A 17,305-nucleotide genomic window follows, 5' to 3' on the forward strand; every position below is an offset into this window, starting at 1 on the left:
TTTTAATCAAGCAATAAAATAACTGCGTGGTTATTTTATTATATAGGTTGAAACTATGAACATTGATCGCCTTGTATTCGCCATCGCCGGTTCGTTTATCCTGCTCAGCATCGCGCTGTCCCAATTGCATTCTGAATACTGGCTGTTCTTCACAGGTTTTGTAGGCTTGAACATGCTTCAGGCAGCCTTTACCGGTTTCTGCCCACTCGCCCGGGTTCTCAAGGTGTTTGGCGTCCAAGCAGGCTGTGCATTCAACTGAAAGTTAATCTGCAAGAGAGAGATCGTTCCGTACCGCCTGAGCACTACGAGCTTTGGCGGAAAACCACACGCCAAGGTAATAAAGCGTATGTATACTGGCCCTCTTTATTGGGGGTTTTATGCAACACGTTCTCGTTTTTACATTATCGGTATTACTAAGCTTTCCAGTGCTGGCGACGGACTGGAAAGACTATCCAGAAGATCTTCAGCAATATGACTTTTCAGGAGATAAGCTGCAACAGCAGTGGCAGGACCTGACGAAGCTGACACGAGTTGAGTACCCGGATGTCGATTGGATCAAATCAATGATGACCGACTATCCGCGTCTCGCCCACCACATGATGGTACTGGGTTCAGCCCCTGAGGCGCACCCCGCTGTATTTAAAGCCATTCAGGAAAGCGACTACTCAGACCTCGCCGCTGCCGTACAGGAGGTCTGGAGACTGCACTATTCAGGCCAGTATGAGAAAGCCTATGAACTGGGGATGCAGCTCGGTCCAGTCGGAGAAGTACCAGCCATCTACTCGCGCCTGGTACACGCAACCCTTCTGATTGATGATCATGATGACAAGATGGAAGAATTCGAAGAGGCCGCAGCACTTTCAAACGAAGGGCTAACCCTGGCACCCGAATATCGTTTTGCTGAATTCGGGCTGGTTTACGCCAAAGTACGGATGCTTGAGTTGATGAGCACAGGAGAGGCCCGCAGCTCCGGTTATATTCCTATCGCACAGGATAAGCTCGATAAGTTGCAGGAGTACGCACCGGATCGTGGCGCTTATCCTCTGACACGGGGTGGGCTTGAGGCCGGCATCGTTGAGCGCGTAGGTTCATTTCTGGGAAGCATTACATACGGCGCAACAGAAAGCAGCGCGATTGAAAATTTTGAAAAAGCTCAGAAACTATTGCCGGATATGGCGATCGTTTACAACGAATACTCTGTGGGCTTGATTCGCCTCGATGAAGATGACTTCCGCAAAGAGATACGCAAACTACTGAACACATGTCTGGCCATTGAGCCCGTCAATGCTGAAGATGCCCTGAATCAAATGCATTGCAAACGCACGCTTGAATCTATGAATAAGGATTAAAAGCAATGGAAAATAGCGGTGTAATTTACCTGATGATGCTGCCAGCGATGGCCGTCACTATGCTGCATCTCGGCATCGGCCCTTTCGGCCATCCGAGCATGATAAAACACCACCTTGCTTTCCTGCGCGTACCGAAATTACTAAGAATAATAATTCAGGCAATCTGCATCGCCGTGCTTTTCACGGGCGCTGCACAAATGCTTGGAATGATCGACCTCACCACCTCCACAGACAACCCAGCTGATTGAGAGGAATCATGGACACTACCCACATTTACAACGGACCAATAGGCCTCGAAACCCGACACGCAGGCCCAGCCGATGGCGAGGTCGTCATTTTATTACACGGCTTTCCAGAGTGCTGGAGCACCTGGCGTCATCAGATTCCTGTATTAGCGGAAGCCGGTTACCGTGTCTTCGTGCCTAATATGCGCGGCTATGGTCACTCATCCAAACCCGCAGATGTGAGCGACTACCACGTCGATGAGCTAATAAAAGATGTCGATGCCATCCGCCGGTATGCCGGTGTCGAGAAAATCCACCTCGTCGGTCACGACTGGGGCGCTATGGTCGCCTGGTGGTACGCGCTGAATAAACCCGAGCAGCTTGCCAGCCTGAGCATTCTGAACGTGCCTCACCCTAAGGTATTCCTGGGAACAGTGCGTAAAAATCCGGTACAGATGCTAAAAAGCTGGTACGTGTTCTATTTTCAGATCCCGCGCCTGCCAGAATTGACGTTGCCAGTGAATAACTTCTTCTTTTTCAGAGATATTCTCAAGCGTACATCCAATAAGGGCAGCTACAGCGACGAGGACTTCAGTGAACTGCAAAAACACTGGCGCATTCCTGGAGCTATGCGAGCCATGGTCAACTACTATCGCTCAGCGTTACGTAGCCAGCCTAAATCACCGAGAGGCGACCGGATTAAAACGCCGACTCAGATACTCTGGGGGGAGCACGACCTCGCGCTGACGCTGGAAATGGCGCGAGACAGCGAAAAATTCCTCGATAATGGCTCACTGACTACTTACCCGGATGCGACACACTGGCTCGCGCACGACAAACCCGCGGAAGTTTCCGCTCGCCTCATAGGCCATTTCGAAGCCAATCCCGCCTGATTCATCTCAGGTGCGGAAAGGCTCCCCCTCATTTGACCTAAAGGAGGGGGTTATAAGCCGCCATAAATTTCCGACTTTTTGTACGATTCGCCGTATAATGCCGCCAATTTCATTTATAGGGAGTACCCCATGCAACGAATCGTCATAGTCGGCGGTGGCGCAGGTGGACTGGAACTGGCCACACAGCTCGGGCATAAACTCGGTCGAAAGAGAAAAGCCGAGGTTGTGTTAATTGACGCCACACCAACTCATCTCTGGAAGCCATTACTGCACGAAGTCGCTACTGGCGCACTGGATTCAGGGATCGATGAACTGAACTACCGCGCCCACGGCAAAAAACACGGTTTCCATTTTCAGATAGGACGAATGAGCGGACTTAACCGTCAGAAAAAGTCGCTCGTCCTCGAAGCAATGCTTGATGAAGACGGGAAGGAAGTACTGCCTGAGCGTACCGTTGACTACGATACCCTGGTTATTGCATTAGGCAGCGTAACGAACGACTTTGGTACGCAGGGGGCGGCACAGAACTGCATATTCCTGGATAGCAGAGATCAGGCTGAACGATTCCATAAGTTGCTGCTGAACGAGTTCCTGCGCTGCAGCAATCTGGAGGAGCCACGTCCACTGGAAGTCGCTATCGTGGGGGCTGGAGCAACCGGCGTGGAACTATCAGCGGAGTTGTATAACACAGCTGAAGTAATGGCCTCATACGGCCTTAAAAACGTCTCTCCAGAGCAGCTTAAGGTTCGCTTAATAGAAGCCGGAGACCGTATTTTACCGGCTCTTCCTCCACGGTTATCTGCAGCAGCTACCCGGGAACTTGAGTCACTCGGTGTTGAAGTCATGACCTCAACCATGATCACTGAAGTCACTGATTCAGGGTTTGTGAATAAATCGGGCGAACATATTCCAGCCGTTATCCGTGTCTGGGCAGCAGGCGTAAAGGCCCCTGAGTTTATGAAAGAACTCGGTCTCGAAACAAATCATGCAAACCAGTTAGTCGTGAACAATAGCCTGCAGACTGAAGACGAGAACATTTTTGCACTTGGCGATTGCTGCAGTGTTATTGATAAAGCAACAGGAAAGCCCGTGCCTCCGCGTGCGCAAGCTGCGCATCAACAGTCATCTCATCTGGTAAAAGCCCTGAGTGCGCGACACAAAGGCAAAGCGATGCCTGAGTTTGTATATAAAGACAAAGGCTCTCTGGTGTCCCTGAGCCACTACAGCACAGTTGGAAGCCTGATGGGGAACCTGACCAAGGGGTCGATGATGATTGAGGGGCGCTTAGCACGCCTGGTCTACGTGTCACTCTATCGACTGCACCAGGTAGCATTACACGGGTACTGGCATACCCTGCTGCTTACCCTGGTTGGACACATCAATAAAGTTATTCGTCCTCGGTTGAAATTGCATTAATCGTTGAGAGGTACGCCTGGCGGTAATCGCCGGGCGTTGAACCTGTCCAGCGCCTGAAGGCTTTGTAAAAGGCGCTTGGCTCCGTATAACCCACTTTATATGCCACCTCATAGAGCGGCATATCGCCCTCGCAGATGAGCTTCATCGAAAGCCCCTGGCGCGCCTCGTCTAATAAGTTCTGATAGGTTGTACCCAGAGCCCGCAACCGGCGTTGAAGATTTCGCACGCTGATACCCAACTGATCTGCGACCCCCTCCTGGGATACATTTCTCCGGATCAGGCACATTTCCAGAATATCTTTTAATTCAGAATAGAGAGCCAGATGCTCACGGAACCTCTGATCCTGACGGATCAGCTCACGTTGAACACTTTTGAAAAGCACCGGCTGAGGATCTGGTCCATCACGATTCCAGGCGACCTGACTGATCTCAAGCATGTAGAAGCCTTGAGTCTCAGCAACCTGTATTCCGGTGATATCCGCCGCTTTCGTTGCATCCGCAATTTCGCTCTGCGGAAGATGCATACAGAGGTCTTCGGGTTCAAAACTATCGCCTAGCGCATCCCGGCAGACACCCGCCATGATCACCACGGCAGCAGACAACTGCAGCGGCGACACATGTCTTTCAGGATGACGCTCTACCGAAATCAGTACTATGTCACTTTGGGAGGTATCTATCTCATAGCGCAGACTTCCTGTCGACAGATACACGTAAGGAATCAGCGCCTCGATACCTTTACGCAACGAAGGCGCACAACGGAGCAATCGCTGCAATGGCATCTCACGGCGCGCCATATAGATACCGAGATCAAACGCCAGCAACTCGTCATCAAGAAAACGTGCGACAAAGTCGTATGCATCTGCAACACGATCTGTATCAACCCACCTTGGAAGTGGTAATTCCGGGTCTATCCGCAGGATAGGCCATAGTTGATTCATATCCACGCCGCGGCCGTTCCAGTAATTCAGCAGGTGCTGTACCAGTACAATATCGACCTGAGCAGTCGGCGCCATATCCTTCCCCAACATTCGAATCCTATGAACAATCAGACAGTTAACATTTGTTCTTTTTCTGCCAGCCCTGAATGTTCCGTACCTGCGCCATCTGAGTCAATAGACTGAGGCGACACTGCCCGGTTAGGCACGAATTTACGCGTATAAACTTATTTACTCGGAGCTTTCGCGCAGTAAGGTATCGACTGCGGCACTGATCAGATCACTGCTGAAGCCGCGATATGACATAAAACGCCAGAGCTTCAGTTTGAAATCAGGGTGATCATAACCAATTGAACGAGCCTTTCTCCGGGCCACTTCAAGTGCCTTTTCCTGCCAGTTTTCATCGGATTCTTCAAACACAGAACAGGCTGTTTCACTATCAACGCCCTTTTCTCTCAACTCCTGTTTGAGACGCACTGGCCCAACCCCACGTGATGCACGGGAGCGAACAAACATAGAGGCGAAACGCTCGTCAGACTGCCATTTCCGTTCGGCAAGCTCGTCTAATACCTGTTCAAGATCGTCGGCAGAGGCTGCCTTTGGAGAGAGCTTCCGCCACAGTTCGCGGCGGGAGTAATCACGGCGGGAGAGCAGATCTACCGCCGCGTGTTTCAGTCCAGCATAATCAAGCGGATCAGGCTTCGGCTTCTGCATCCTCAGACTCTGGTTGTTCTGAAGGTACATTCAAAAGCTGCGCACGGATCTGACCTTCGATATCAGCGGCCATTTCTGGATGATCCTCCAGGTACTGCGACGCGTTCGCTTTACCCTGACCGATCTTATCACCCTGATAGCTGTACCAGGCGCCCGACTTTTCAACAATGCCGCACTTTACGCCCAGATCAATGACTTCGCCCATGTGGTAAATACCTTTTCCGTACATGATCTGAAACTCAGCCTGCTTAAACGGCGGCGACACTTTGTTCTTCACGACCTTCACGCGGGTTTCATTACCTACGATTTCATCGCCCTGTTTTACAGAGCCGGTACGGCGGATATCGAGGCGAACAGAGGAGTAGAACTTGAGCGCATTACCGCCAGTCGTAGTTTCAGGGCTGCCGAACATTACACCGATTTTCATACGGATCTGGTTAATGAAGATCACCAGACAGTTGGCATTCTTAACATTGCCCGTGATTTTACGCAGTGCCTGAGACATCAGACGTGCCTGCAGACCAACGTGGCTGTCACCCATCTCACCTTCAATCTCGGCTTTTGGCGTCAGAGCGGCAACCGAGTCAACAACAATGACATCAACCGCGCCAGAGCGTACCAGACTGTCACAGATCTCCAGAGCCTGCTCGCCAGTATCCGGCTGTGATACCAGCAGGCTATCGAGGTCGATACCCAGCTTTTCGGCATACAGAGGATCTAACGCGTGCTCGGCATCGATGATAGCAACGGTTTTTCCTGCCTTCTGAGCCTGAGCCATGGCAGACAGACACATAGTGGTTTTACCAGAACTCTCCGGACCATAGATTTCTACAATACGTCCCATTGGCAGGCCGCCAATGCCGAGCGCAATATCCAGACTCAAAGAACCCGTAGATATTGCTGGAATCGCTTCACGCGGCTGCTCACCCATTTTCATGATGGCGCCTTTACCGAACTGGCGTTCGATCTGGCCCAGGGCCGCATCCAGAGCTTTCTGTTTGTTCTGATCCATGGTCGGTTCCTTGGTCGTATTCAGTCGTTAATCAGGAATATTGTTCAGCAATCGTTGATCACTGTGGATTTAACCAGTATTTAATCACAGCATTTTTTAATGTCAACAAAACACTGGTTATTTGTTCAGTACTTTTTCACTCGGGTGAATTTCAATGATCGGAGCCATTAACGAAGTCCAGTAACATCTCCAACGCTTTTGCCACCGACTGTTGGCGGACAGCATCCCGATCACCATCAAACTGAAAGAGATTCGCCTTCTGAGCTGCCTCACTGCCGCAGCCAATCCATACCGTTCCGACAGGTTTCCCCGCGACACCGCCTCCTGGTCCGGCAATGCCACTGACTGCAATACTGACGTCCCCAAAGCGGGCTGCACCTGCCACCATAGCTTTTACTGTCGCTTCGCTGACTGCACCGTGTGCATTCAATATCTCTGCAGGTACGCCCAGATCACGCTCTTTCGCAGTATTCGAGTAGGTAACAAAGCCACATTCAAACCAACGACTACTTCCGGCAAGATCGGTACACGCTGCGGCAATCATGCCTCCAGTGCAGGATTCCGCCGTCACAAGCTTCAGGTTGCGAGCTAGCAAATCTGCAGATAGGGCATGGAGAAGATCAGGTATGGCAGACATGCGATTTCCGGCGTCAGTATCTGAGGCACAGAATATCAGATGAAATGAGAACAGACATGCTCCGGTGGCATGTCTGTTCTGTCGTTTTCAGGCTATTTAATTACGCGGATTTCGACGCGGCGGTTAGCAGCTCGCCCTTGCGGCGTATCGTTGCTGGCGATTGGGTCTTCTTCACCGTACCCTCTTGCCTCCAGGCGCATAGGCTTAATGCCCATGCTAATCAGATACTGCATCACAGCGTTCGCTCTGCGCTCTGATAGTCGCTGGTTATTAGCAGCTGCGCCCAGAGAGTCGGTATAAGCACCAATCTCAATCCTTGCACCCGGATACTCCAACAAGGTGTCTGCAACTTGCTGGAGTATACGGGTCGCGCCCCGGGTCAGCTCAGCCGATCCGCTGGCAAAGTAGACACCATCAAGCCGGGCATCCAGAACCGAACATCCGCGGTGATTGACTGACATGCCAGAGGGCGTACCCGGACAATCATCAATATCATCAACGATACCATCATCATCGCTGTCTGCCATGATGACCACCGGTGCTCTGACGGGTTCTGGCTTAGGCAGTGGCCGTGGTTTTTCGACTGGCCGGCGCTGTGGAACGGGCTCCGTAGTGCCAAAACGCTTCATAAGCGACAAACCGACAAAATGAGCATCACGGGTGAACGACTGGCCTGAGATCCGCGCTGCCCAGCTGTCTTTAAAGCTGTACTCAATCCCTATCCCCAGCCCCAGAGCCATTGAGGCTTCTTTGCTGTAATCGACCTCAGAGTCGGTTGAAATCGACGCCAGCCCAGCTTCGAGATAGGCGTTCAGAGAATTTTTTCCATTCCAGCTGGTTTGCCAGGGATACCAGTGCAGTGCAGCGCCCAGAGCACTGTAACCGAAGTCCGACTCTTCTCCTGTATCACCATCTTCAAGAACCGCGTTGCCGAGGTCGGTGTAGTGAAGCTCTACCGAGATGTCGTCTTTCAGACGATAACCACCGAAAAGTTGAAAACCAAAGCCTGACTCATCAACGTTATCGTATACGCTATCACTGGTTCCGGGCGTCAGGCGACTGAAGCCCAACCCCAGCCCAACATACGACTCTTCTGATTCGAAGGCCTGTGATACCAAGGGTGCAAACATCACGAGCACGCCAACCAGCAGTGACACTGTGGGCTTTAAAAAAGCCCGTTTGTGCCGTTCTGCTCTGCGGCGCAGCACCACCAGCGGCAGGCCGAGCAGTACCCAGAGCAAGCTCTGACTACCAAGGCCTGGCAGTGATGCATTCACTTCACCTTTGCCTGGCACAATATTCTCCACCAGCTCAGGGGCCTGTTCGGCATCCGCTACCTGCATGTAATCCGGCGTACCATCACCATCGGAATCTGCACACACGGCTCCGGTACCACATTCCTGACGGTCACTGATGCCATCACCGTCCGAGTCGCCCGAACCATCCGGCATGCCTGCAGCATTGTTGCTGTCCGGATCACGGTAATCAGGGATGCCATCGTCATCGGCGTCGCCAGTGCCACCTTCTTCGCCAGTGAGGATGCCATCGTTATCGTCATCAGGGTCAAGGTAATCAGGGATACCGTCATTGTCGGTATCGTCATTACGTGGATTACCGTCGCCGTCGGCATCTTCAAATGCTGTCGGAACACCATCGCCATCATCGTCCGGATCGCGGAAGTTAGGCAAATCATCGCCATCGCTGTCCCAACATAGAATCAGCCCAGGACACTCGACAGCATCACTGATGCCATCGCGATCCGAATCGCCACCTGACGGGTCCAGATAATCCGGAATACCATCAAAGTCACTGTCGCCTTCATTTTCTTCTGCCGTCGGTACACCATCACCGTCGTCATCAGGGTCGCGATAGTCCGGACGCCCGTCATTATCGGTATCGTCGTTCAACGGATCGCCGTCACCGTTACGGTCTTCGTCTACGGTCGGGATACCATCGCCGTCATCATCCTCGGACAGATAATCCGGAGCACCGTTACCGTCGCTGTCCGGGCAGGGCAGACCCGTCGGACATTCGCGGGCATCACTGACACCATCGCGGTCGCTGTCACCGCTGCCGTCTGGCGTCATGGCTTCGTTACTGTCATCCGGGTCAAGGTGGTCGGGGATACCGTCGTTATCGGCATCCAGACCCAACTCTTCATCCGTCGGTACACCGTCGTTGTCGTCATCGCGATCCAGGTAATCCGGTTGGCCATCACCATCGGTGTCATCATTGACCGGATTACCATCAGCACCAAGATCTTCCTCTATTGAAGGAATACCGTCGCCATCGTCGTCCTCGTCGAGATAGTCCGGAATGCCATCTTCGTCTGTATCACGACACGGAACACCGTCCGGGCACTCAGCGCCATCAGGCACACCATCTTCATCGGAGTCACCGGCTGAAGGATCCAGATAATCAGGAATACCATCGCCATCACTGTCGCCGGTGCCTTCATCTATGGTGTTGAATCCGTCGTTATCGTCATCCTCATCGCGGTAATCCGGTATGCCATCACCGTCAGTATCGCGAACTGGCCCTTCTTCAATAGTTGGACGCCCGTCGTTGTCATCGTCGTCATCCGCGTAGTCAGGTGTGCCGTCACCATCAGTGTCACGACACGGGATACCAGTCGGACACTCCGTGATGTCGTTGATACCATCGCCATCCGAGTCCCCGCCGGTACCTGACGCTGTATTACCATCTGGGTCGAGGTAATCAGGAATACCGTCACTATCGGCATCACCGTTACCTTCTTCGTCGGATGGAATACCGTCGCCATCATCATCGCGATCCAGATAGTCCGGGGTGCCATCGCCGTCGGTGTCATCGTTCGCCGGGTTGCCATCCGCGTTCGGATCTTCGTCAACAGTCATACGACCATCATTATCATCATCCGGGTCGTTATAGTCCGGCTGACCATCCTGATCAGAGTCTTCACATGGTGCTCCAGCCTGACACTCGGCCAGATCTGACAGGGTGTCATTATCGCTGTCGCCCGGACCACTGGTGTCGCTGTCGTTCGGATCGAGATACGCGGGGATTGTATCCTCATCGAAGTCAGGGCCAGCCTGAGTCGATGGATTACCGTCGCCATCGGTGTCGTCGTCTTCGCTACGAGTGTTCACACCATCGCCGTCGTCATCCGCATCGCGGAAGTCGGGAATTCCGTCGTTATCAGTATCCCGCTCATAACCTTCAATGCTGCTTGGCACACCATCGTTGTCGTCATCACCATCAAGGTAATCAGGCAGGCCATCACCATCGGTATCTCTGCATGGGAAACCGGTGTCACATTCAAGATCGTCGAAGATGCCGTCTTCGTCAGCGTCACCCGGCGAACCATTCAGTTCGTCGTTCGGATCCAGGTACGCTGGGATGCCATCACCATCAGCGTCGTCATCACGAGGATCGCCGTTGCCGTTGAGATCTTCTTCAAGCGTTGTGCGACCATCACCATCGTCGTCAGGGTCGAGGTAATCAGGAATACCATCACGATCAAGGTCATCGTTATCCGGATTACCATCGCCATTAGCGTCTTCTTCCAGATTGGTCAGGCCATCGCCATCATCATCGGTACTGTCTGGATCCAGGTAATCAGGTACACCGTCGTCGTCACCATCAGGCCCAGGATTAGTTGCTGGGTTACCGTCACCGTCAAGGTCCGCATCTTCGTCGGCCGTTGGTATGCCGTCGCCATCATCATCCCCATCCATGTAGTCCGGGACGCTATCGAAGTCACGATCAACACATGGAATACCCGTCGGACACTCAATATCGTCTGGAATCCCGTCGCCATCGCCGTCACCCGGTGATGTGCTTACGCCATCATTCGCGTCGAGATAAGCTGGAATACCATCACCGTCGGCATCAGGGCTTGCATTGGTCGCCGCATTATTATCGAGGTCGGGGTTCGCATCTTCCATCGGTGTTGGAATGCCATCGCCATCGTCATCCGCGTCGAGGTAATCCGGGATATTATTTCCGTCGGTATCGCGACCCGGCGCTTCCTGAACAGTCGGAATGCTGTCCCCATCGTCGTCTTCATCGCGGAAATCTGGAATACCGTCGAAATCCGTATCCTGACACGGCAGAGCGGTGCCACACTCGGTGTTGTCCGGAATGCCATCGCCATCCGAATCACCTACTCCGGCTTCGCCGTCATTAGGATCGAGATACGCGGGAATGCCATCATTATCCGCATCCGGCCCGGGATTCGTTGCTGCATTACCATCAAGATCCGTATCCGCATCTTCATCGCGAGTCAGAGTGCCGTCACCGTCGTCGTCATTATCGAGATAATCTTCGACACCGTTGCCGTCGGAGTCCGTTTCGGCGCCTTCGGTGCGGGTAGGAATCCCATCATTGTCGTCGTCAGAGTCCATGTAGTCCGGACGACCATCGTTGTCGCTGTCGCGACATGGCAGGCCTGAAGTACACTCATGATCGTCAGTAATGCCGTCATCGTCGGCATCGCCCGGTGCTGCGGTCAGGCTATCGTTGGGATCAAGATACGCTGGGATACCATCGTTATCGGCATCCGGCCCCGCTGTCGTTGCTGGATTCGCATCGCCATCGGTGTTGTTGTCTTCGTCAGCTGTAGCGATACCGTCGCCATCATCATCACGATCCAGGTAATCCGGGGTTGCGTCGCCATCGGTATCACGATCTGAACCTTCGCTCAGAGTCGGAATACCATCGCCATCATCATCGGAGTCGGCGAAATCAGGGATGCCATCGCTGTCAGTGTCAGTGCACGGGTAACCGGAAGCGCATTCGATATCATCTGGAATACCGTCATCGTCACTGTCACCTGCTGAGCTGTCATCTGCATCATTCGGATCAAGATAGGCTGGTATGCCATCCCCGTCCTGATCGTCGTTGGTGAAGTCACCGTCGTCGTTCAGATCTTCGTCGCGTGTCAGGATGCCATCGTTGTCGTCGTCTTCATCACGGAAGTCCGGCACTCCATCTGCATCGGAATCACGATCGCCGCCTTCTTCAGCAGAAGAGATGCCATCGTTGTCGTCGTCCTCATCCATGTAGTCGGGAGTGCCGTCCGCATCGCTGTCCTGACAAGGAATTCCGTCCGTACATTCAACAGTATCCGGAATGCCGTCGCCGTCACTGTCGTTGGTGCCATCAGTGCTGTCGTCATCACGGTCGAGATAATCAGGGATACCATCGCCGTCGCTGTCATCATTCGTTGGATCGCCATCACCGTTGACGTCTTCCTCTTCCGTCGTGCGGCCATCACCATCATCGTCGTCATCGAGGTAGTCTGGTGTGCCGTCGCGGTCCAGATCGTCGTTGGTTGGATCACCATCGCCATTTCTGTCTTCATCAAGGTCGGTCAGACCATCGCCATCACCGTCGGCCGCAAAGAACTCAATTGTGACTGGTGTCAGAGCTTCTTCTGCAGCAGTGATGGATACGGTCGCAGTTCCAACCTCAAACAACGAGGTCAGTTCTACGCTGTAAACGCCATTGCCCTGACCAGTGACGGCAGAGAGTGTACCCAGGTCTGTAGCGAATTCAGCAGGCACTTCAGTAACGATATCGCCTGCTGTGTCGCGGACAATGACCGTGATCACTGAAGCAGACGAGCCATCGGCAGCAACCGACAAAGGCGTTGCAGAGGTGGATGAATTGTCAGCGCTAACCAGCACTTCAATGGTGATCTCTCCACTGACTTCACGCGTATTCCCTGCCCCATCCTCAGAGACGACAGTCACTGGATAGCTTCCGTTATCCAACGCATCGGTAACAGTGAGACTCCAGCTACCCGCAGCATCCGCGGTAGTTTCATACTCGTTACCGTTCACAGACACTTTGATGAGCGTTCCGGCCTCGGCATCCCCGGAGAGTTCCGGTGTGTAATCCACAATGGTGGTGCCATCCTGAGTCAGCGAAAGCTCAGCCGGGTCAAGAGTATCAATAGTAATGTCGAACGAGTCAGACACCCCAGATAAGTTTCCTGCGGTATCCGTCGCGGTGGCCGTCAGTGAATACTCACCGTCGTCCAGCGCGGTCTGCCCGTAATCAAGGCTCCACTCGCCAGAGGCGTTTGCGATAACGTTGCCAATCAGACTCTCATCGCGGTAGATATTAATCTCTGCCCCCGCCTCGCTTACACCGCTGATTACTATGCGATTATCGGACGTCAGGCCGTCGGCGCTGTCGGCACCTGTATCGTCTGAAATCCCGGTGATGGAAGGCGCTTCTGGCGTAGTCGTATCGACCACGATCAGAACAGGCGCAGAAACAACGCCGGTATTGCCCGCCAGGTCAGTGACCTGATTTGTAATCTGATATTCGCCATCCGTCAGGGCGACGTCGGTGTAATCCAGCTGCCACAGCCCTGTTTCATCCGCGACGACAATACCTGCTGGTATGCCGTTAACAAATATTTCGACCTGGCTTAATGGCTCCGAGGAGCCTGAGAAGACCAGCTCATTATCCGCGGTATTCCGGTCATTCGGTGTCGCTGTATCTTCACTGATGCCTGTGACCGTCGCAGGCACTGGCGCCGTGGTATCAATCACCAATTGCAGCGGCTGACTGTCAGTTTCGTTCCCAGCGAGGTCACGGCTTCGGGCTATGACCTGGTAGGTACCATCGGCCAATTCCAGCGGCGCACTATCAAACTGCCATTGCCCGGATTCATCCGCTTGAGTCGAGCCGAGTGAACTGCCATCCAGCAGGATTTCAACATGGCTGCCCGCTTCGGCGGTGCCCACATAGACAACCACATTATCTGAAGTGACAGCGTCGGCGGCTGACGCACCGGTATCCTCAAGAATACCGCTCAGTATCGGGGTGTCAGGCGCCTGCGTATCAATGATCAGCGTCAGCACAGAGGACTCAACGCTCTGATTTCCGGCAATATCTGTAGCTATTGCTGTAACCTGATGCACTCCATCTGCCAGAGCAACATCCGAATAATCAAGCGTCCATTCGCCACTGCCGTTGGCCTTCACCATACCAACGAGGGCACCGTCGATGCGGATATCGAGATCGGCCCCCGCTTCTGCCGTACCATTGAGTACCAGTGTCGCGTCTGAGGTCACCTGATCGCCTGCTACGCCCGTGTCTTCTGAAACCGAAGTCACCGTCGGAGCAGCCGGAGCGGTCTGGTCAATGATCAGCGGGTAAACCACAGACAGCGGGCTTGTAAGCCCTGCGAGACTTTCTGCCTGAGCTGTCAGCTGATAATTACCTTCATCAAGCTCGATACCTGAGTGGTCGAACGTCCAGCTGCCTGCAGCAGTAGTATTCGTGGTTCCGATAGCAGCGCCATCAAGGAAGACCGTAATTCTGCTGTCAGCGCCGCCACTACCGCTAATAGTCAGTGTCCCATCAGCCGTTATACCATCGACAACGCCAGTATCCTCAGAAATCGCAGAAATGACCGGTGTCGCCGGGCCTGACGTATCAATGGTAATGGAGTAATTGCTGGACACAGCAGACTCATTGCCTGCCGCATCCACCGCCACGGCGGTGACCACATAGCTGCCGTCGTCCAGAGTATTGGTGCGGTTGTCGTACACCCAGTCGCCGTTACCATCCGCTTGAACAGTAACCACCTCGTTCCCATCGATTGAGACAACTACGCTATCAAGCGCTTCTGCCGTACCGAAAATACGCAGGGTATTGTCGCTGGTGATACCGTCGCCAGGCGCCCCCGTGTCATCGGATATCGCCGAGATTACAGGTGCTGCCGAGGCTTCGGTGTCGACTGTCACTGTGTAGGCTGACGCCGTCGAAGTATTGCCCGCGGCATCTGAGACGACGGCCGTGAAAACATGCTCACCGTCGCTCAGGCTGACGGATGTGTGGTCGTACGTCCATGCGCCAGCCGGGTCGGCATCCACGAATCCTGCATAGTTTCCGTCCACGAACACAGATATGCGGTGATTCGCCTCAGCCTGCCCTGCCAGCACCAGCTCAGCATCTTTGGTCAGCGCATCACTGTTCGAACGTCCGGTATCCTCACTGATCCCCGTGATCACAGTAGGAGCGGGCGCTACGGTATCGACGACAACAGCAAGTGAGTCAGATTCAACACTGGTATTGCCCGCACTGTCAGTTGCTGTCGCGGTAATTGAGTAAGAACCGTCGTCCAGGTCTGTACCCGAGTAGTCATACGACCAGTTGCCACTGGCGTCAGCAACCACGGTTGCGATCTCATTACCGTCAATACGAACGGATACCGAGCTTCCCGCTTCTGCAGTCCCGGAGAAAATCAGTGATGCATCGTTGGTGACCTGATCACTATCGGACAAGCCGGTGTCTGCCGAGATAGCAGACACACTAGGGGCAGCCGGTGCAGACTGGTCAAGCGTGTAAGTTTCGGCGTCAACAGGAAGTACACCCGAAGCTACGTTGCCCTCGGCATCGACAATATTCTGAGCGTCTGAGAGGGAGAGAGCCAATGTACCGTTAGCACCTGAAATACCCGACACAGTAATATCAAACACGGTCTCGGAAACTGATGTTACAGACGTGACCGTTCCGAACGACGCAACGAAATCAGTGGTATCGATATTTTCAATGTATTCAGAAAAACTTACACGGAAGGTAACGGAGCTTGAATTAGTAAATTCCTCGGCCGGGTCGAGCCTCGTCAAACCGACAACGGAGGGATTGTTACCGTCAGAAATAATGACGAAATAATCTTCGACTTCACCGGAGGCAAATAACCCAGAAGGTGTAGATGCAGTCAGACCCAGGTTAGCAATACGTAGACGCAGGTATGTTGGCCCGGCGACAATATCCGCACCCACAGTCCCTATATCACTCCAGGTTAACGTAACCGGTACTTCGTAAGACTCGCTATTGATCAGAGCCGCGGGAGCAGCTTCATCCGGCTGAAACTGTCCGTCCCGGTCAAAATCAATCCACCCCACAACATCAGAATTGCTTCCATTAATTGAGGTAGCAGCAAAAGTGACACTGTAGTTCGTATCGGAAAGACTGATATTCGAAACAGCAGTTAAAGCATTATCTGCATCGTCTGCGGCTCTACCTTGAGAGTCATCGACGCCGTCAACAAAGCCATCAGCGTCACCCGTCAGCCCTACAGGACCCAGACGCACACCTTCGACGATATCGTGCGCGGCGCCTCCCGATAACGCCAAGGTTCCATAACTGTCCGGAGCATCTCCGTAATCACTGATAGGTTCAGAACGAATGCTATCTGCTCTGAAAAAGATCCAGGTGTCGTAGCTTGCATCACTGACATCTGCAAGCCCGGTGATGACGTTGACACTCTGGCCCGGAGTCACAGGAACACGACAGGAAAGCCTGCGCGTGAAACCATCCATCTCCGTATTGATGTCACCGTTAGTATTATCTACATAGATACCACTGTTGCTAACGCCGTCCGTATTATTGGGATAGTCGTTTCCACCCTGAGGTGCAGGAAGATCTAATGAGTGGATGTTGTTAATCCGTACTTCATCACCCGCTGGCGTAAGTGCGCAGTTATTACCATTAACCAGCACACGCGCAAGGTCATTATAACTGTCACCAACATACTCAAGGTACTCTTCCGAGCCGAAGATAAAGTCGATAATTAAAACGTCATTTTCTGGAATAACGTCGAACGAGAACTTCACGACGTCGTAAAGGCCATTACCTAAATCAGGATCATCGACTCTACTGCGAGACCAGGACTTCGTGGTGTCAGAAGTGTCATTTGAACCAACAACCGATTCAACGTCGCCCGTGCTGAGAATAACGCCGGAATCAAAAGTATCTCCAAACAAAGTACCGTAACCGCTGAACTGCCCGCCCTGTTGAGGGTTCGGAACGCTATCAAACCACCCGACCGGTACCCGGTAACTTGTCGAATATGTTGCACCTGACACTGAAACCCCCGGCCCTGCAAGCAACTCAGCCATCGTATCAACAGTTACTTGAGAATTGCTGAGAGGGAGAACTTCTTCAGCATGAAGTGACGAGGCATACGCCAGCGCGGCAATACAACCTACCTTTAGAAAACGGGACATCTACGGGTCCTTACGATTGCTCAATAATTAGAATACTGCCAACATCCCTGGAATTGACGAATGCACGTAAAAGCATCTGGTCGGCGGTATTATTTTGATTTCCATAATTGTAG

Annotated in this window: 10 protein-coding genes; 5 read left to right on the forward strand and 5 right to left on the reverse strand. The window is 53.0% G+C overall.

What is annotated here, in order from left to right; translation table 11 throughout:
• Nucleotides 1-55: 55 nt before the first annotated feature.
• The 5 genes from BW941_RS09675 (at nt 56) to BW941_RS09695 (ending at nt 3,882) form a co-directional block, all read left to right on the forward strand.
• Entirely contained in the window at nt 56-259 is a 204-nt protein-coding gene (locus tag BW941_RS09675; protein WP_076515579.1) for a YgaP family membrane protein, read from the forward strand.
• 118 nt (nt 260-377) lie between these two features.
• Nucleotides 378-1,349 (forward strand): hypothetical protein, encoded by a 972-nt coding sequence (locus tag BW941_RS09680; RefSeq protein WP_076515581.1) that lies wholly within the window; start codon nt 378-380, stop codon nt 1,347-1,349.
• Nucleotides 1,350-1,354: 5 nt separating this feature from the next.
• Nucleotides 1,355-1,597, forward strand: a complete 243-nt coding sequence (locus tag BW941_RS09685) for a hypothetical protein (protein WP_076515583.1) — start codon at nt 1,355-1,357, stop codon at nt 1,595-1,597.
• Between the two features lie 8 nt (nt 1,598-1,605).
• Complete coding sequence (locus BW941_RS09690) at nt 1,606-2,466, forward strand: alpha/beta fold hydrolase (protein ID WP_084188814.1); 861 nt, start codon at nt 1,606-1,608, stop codon at nt 2,464-2,466.
• Between the two features lie 129 nt (nt 2,467-2,595).
• The gene (locus BW941_RS09695; RefSeq protein ID WP_076515587.1) at nt 2,596-3,882 is read left to right on the forward strand and encodes an NAD(P)/FAD-dependent oxidoreductase; all 1,287 of its coding nucleotides are present in this window, start codon (nt 2,596-2,598) and stop codon (nt 3,880-3,882) included.
• Here BW941_RS09695 and BW941_RS09700 read toward each other — a convergent pair.
• The 5 genes from BW941_RS09700 to BW941_RS09720 form a co-directional block, all read right to left on the reverse strand.
• The gene (locus tag BW941_RS09700) at nt 3,854-4,894 is read right to left on the reverse strand and encodes an AraC family transcriptional regulator (protein WP_175607888.1); all 1,041 of its coding nucleotides are present in this window, start codon (nt 4,892-4,894) and stop codon (nt 3,854-3,856) included. The genes BW941_RS09695 and BW941_RS09700 overlap by 29 nt on opposite strands.
• A gap of 153 nt (nt 4,895-5,047) precedes the next feature.
• Nucleotides 5,048-5,530 carry a regulatory protein RecX gene (locus tag BW941_RS09705; protein ID WP_076515591.1) on the reverse strand — a complete coding sequence of 161 codons (483 nt, stop codon included), beginning with the start codon at nt 5,528-5,530 and terminating at the stop codon, nt 5,048-5,050.
• Nucleotides 5,511-6,542: a recombinase RecA gene (gene recA, locus BW941_RS09710; protein ID WP_076515593.1), complete on the reverse strand. Its 1,032-nt coding sequence runs from the start codon at nt 6,540-6,542 to the stop codon at nt 5,511-5,513. Before recA ends, BW941_RS09705 begins: the two co-directional genes overlap by 20 nt.
• A gap of 151 nt (nt 6,543-6,693) precedes the next feature.
• Nucleotides 6,694-7,179 carry a CinA family protein gene (locus BW941_RS09715; RefSeq protein WP_076515595.1) on the reverse strand — a complete coding sequence of 162 codons (486 nt, stop codon included), beginning with the start codon at nt 7,177-7,179 and terminating at the stop codon, nt 6,694-6,696.
• Between the two features lie 92 nt (nt 7,180-7,271).
• Nucleotides 7,272-17,192: an Ig-like domain-containing protein gene (locus tag BW941_RS09720; protein WP_076515597.1), complete on the reverse strand. Its 9,921-nt coding sequence runs from the start codon at nt 17,190-17,192 to the stop codon at nt 7,272-7,274.
• Nucleotides 17,193-17,305 lie beyond the last annotated feature (113 nt).

It is taken from the genome of Thalassolituus maritimus (assembly GCF_900156675.1).
In the GTDB taxonomy this organism is placed as follows: Bacteria; Pseudomonadota; Gammaproteobacteria; order Pseudomonadales; family Oceanobacteraceae; genus Thalassolituus; species Thalassolituus maritimus.

What these genes read in the sequence shown, in the direction of transcription:
- BW941_RS09675 (WP_076515579.1), top strand. Translation starts at nt 56, where the DNA reads ATGAACATTGATCGCCTTGTATTCGCCATCGCCGGTTCGTTTATCCTG.
- BW941_RS09680 (WP_076515581.1), top strand. Translation starts at nt 378, where the DNA reads ATGCAACACGTTCTCGTTTTTACATTATCGGTATTACTAAGCTTTCCA.
- BW941_RS09685 (WP_076515583.1), top strand. Translation starts at nt 1,355, where the DNA reads ATGGAAAATAGCGGTGTAATTTACCTGATGATGCTGCCAGCGATGGCC.
- BW941_RS09690 (WP_084188814.1), top strand. Translation starts at nt 1,606, where the DNA reads ATGGACACTACCCACATTTACAACGGACCAATAGGCCTCGAAACCCGA.
- BW941_RS09695 (WP_076515587.1), top strand. Translation starts at nt 2,596, where the DNA reads ATGCAACGAATCGTCATAGTCGGCGGTGGCGCAGGTGGACTGGAACTG.
- BW941_RS09700 (WP_175607888.1), bottom strand. Translation starts at nt 4,894, where the DNA reads ATGGCGCCGACTGCTCAGGTCGATATTGTACTGGTACAGCACCTGCTG.
- BW941_RS09705 (WP_076515591.1), bottom strand. Translation starts at nt 5,530, where the DNA reads ATGCAGAAGCCGAAGCCTGATCCGCTTGATTATGCTGGACTGAAACAC.
- recA (WP_076515593.1), bottom strand. Translation starts at nt 6,542, where the DNA reads ATGGATCAGAACAAACAGAAAGCTCTGGATGCGGCCCTGGGCCAGATC.
- BW941_RS09715 (WP_076515595.1), bottom strand. Translation starts at nt 7,179, where the DNA reads ATGTCTGCCATACCTGATCTTCTCCATGCCCTATCTGCAGATTTGCTA.
- BW941_RS09720 (WP_076515597.1), bottom strand. Translation starts at nt 17,192, where the DNA reads ATGTCCCGTTTTCTAAAGGTAGGTTGTATTGCCGCGCTGGCGTATGCC.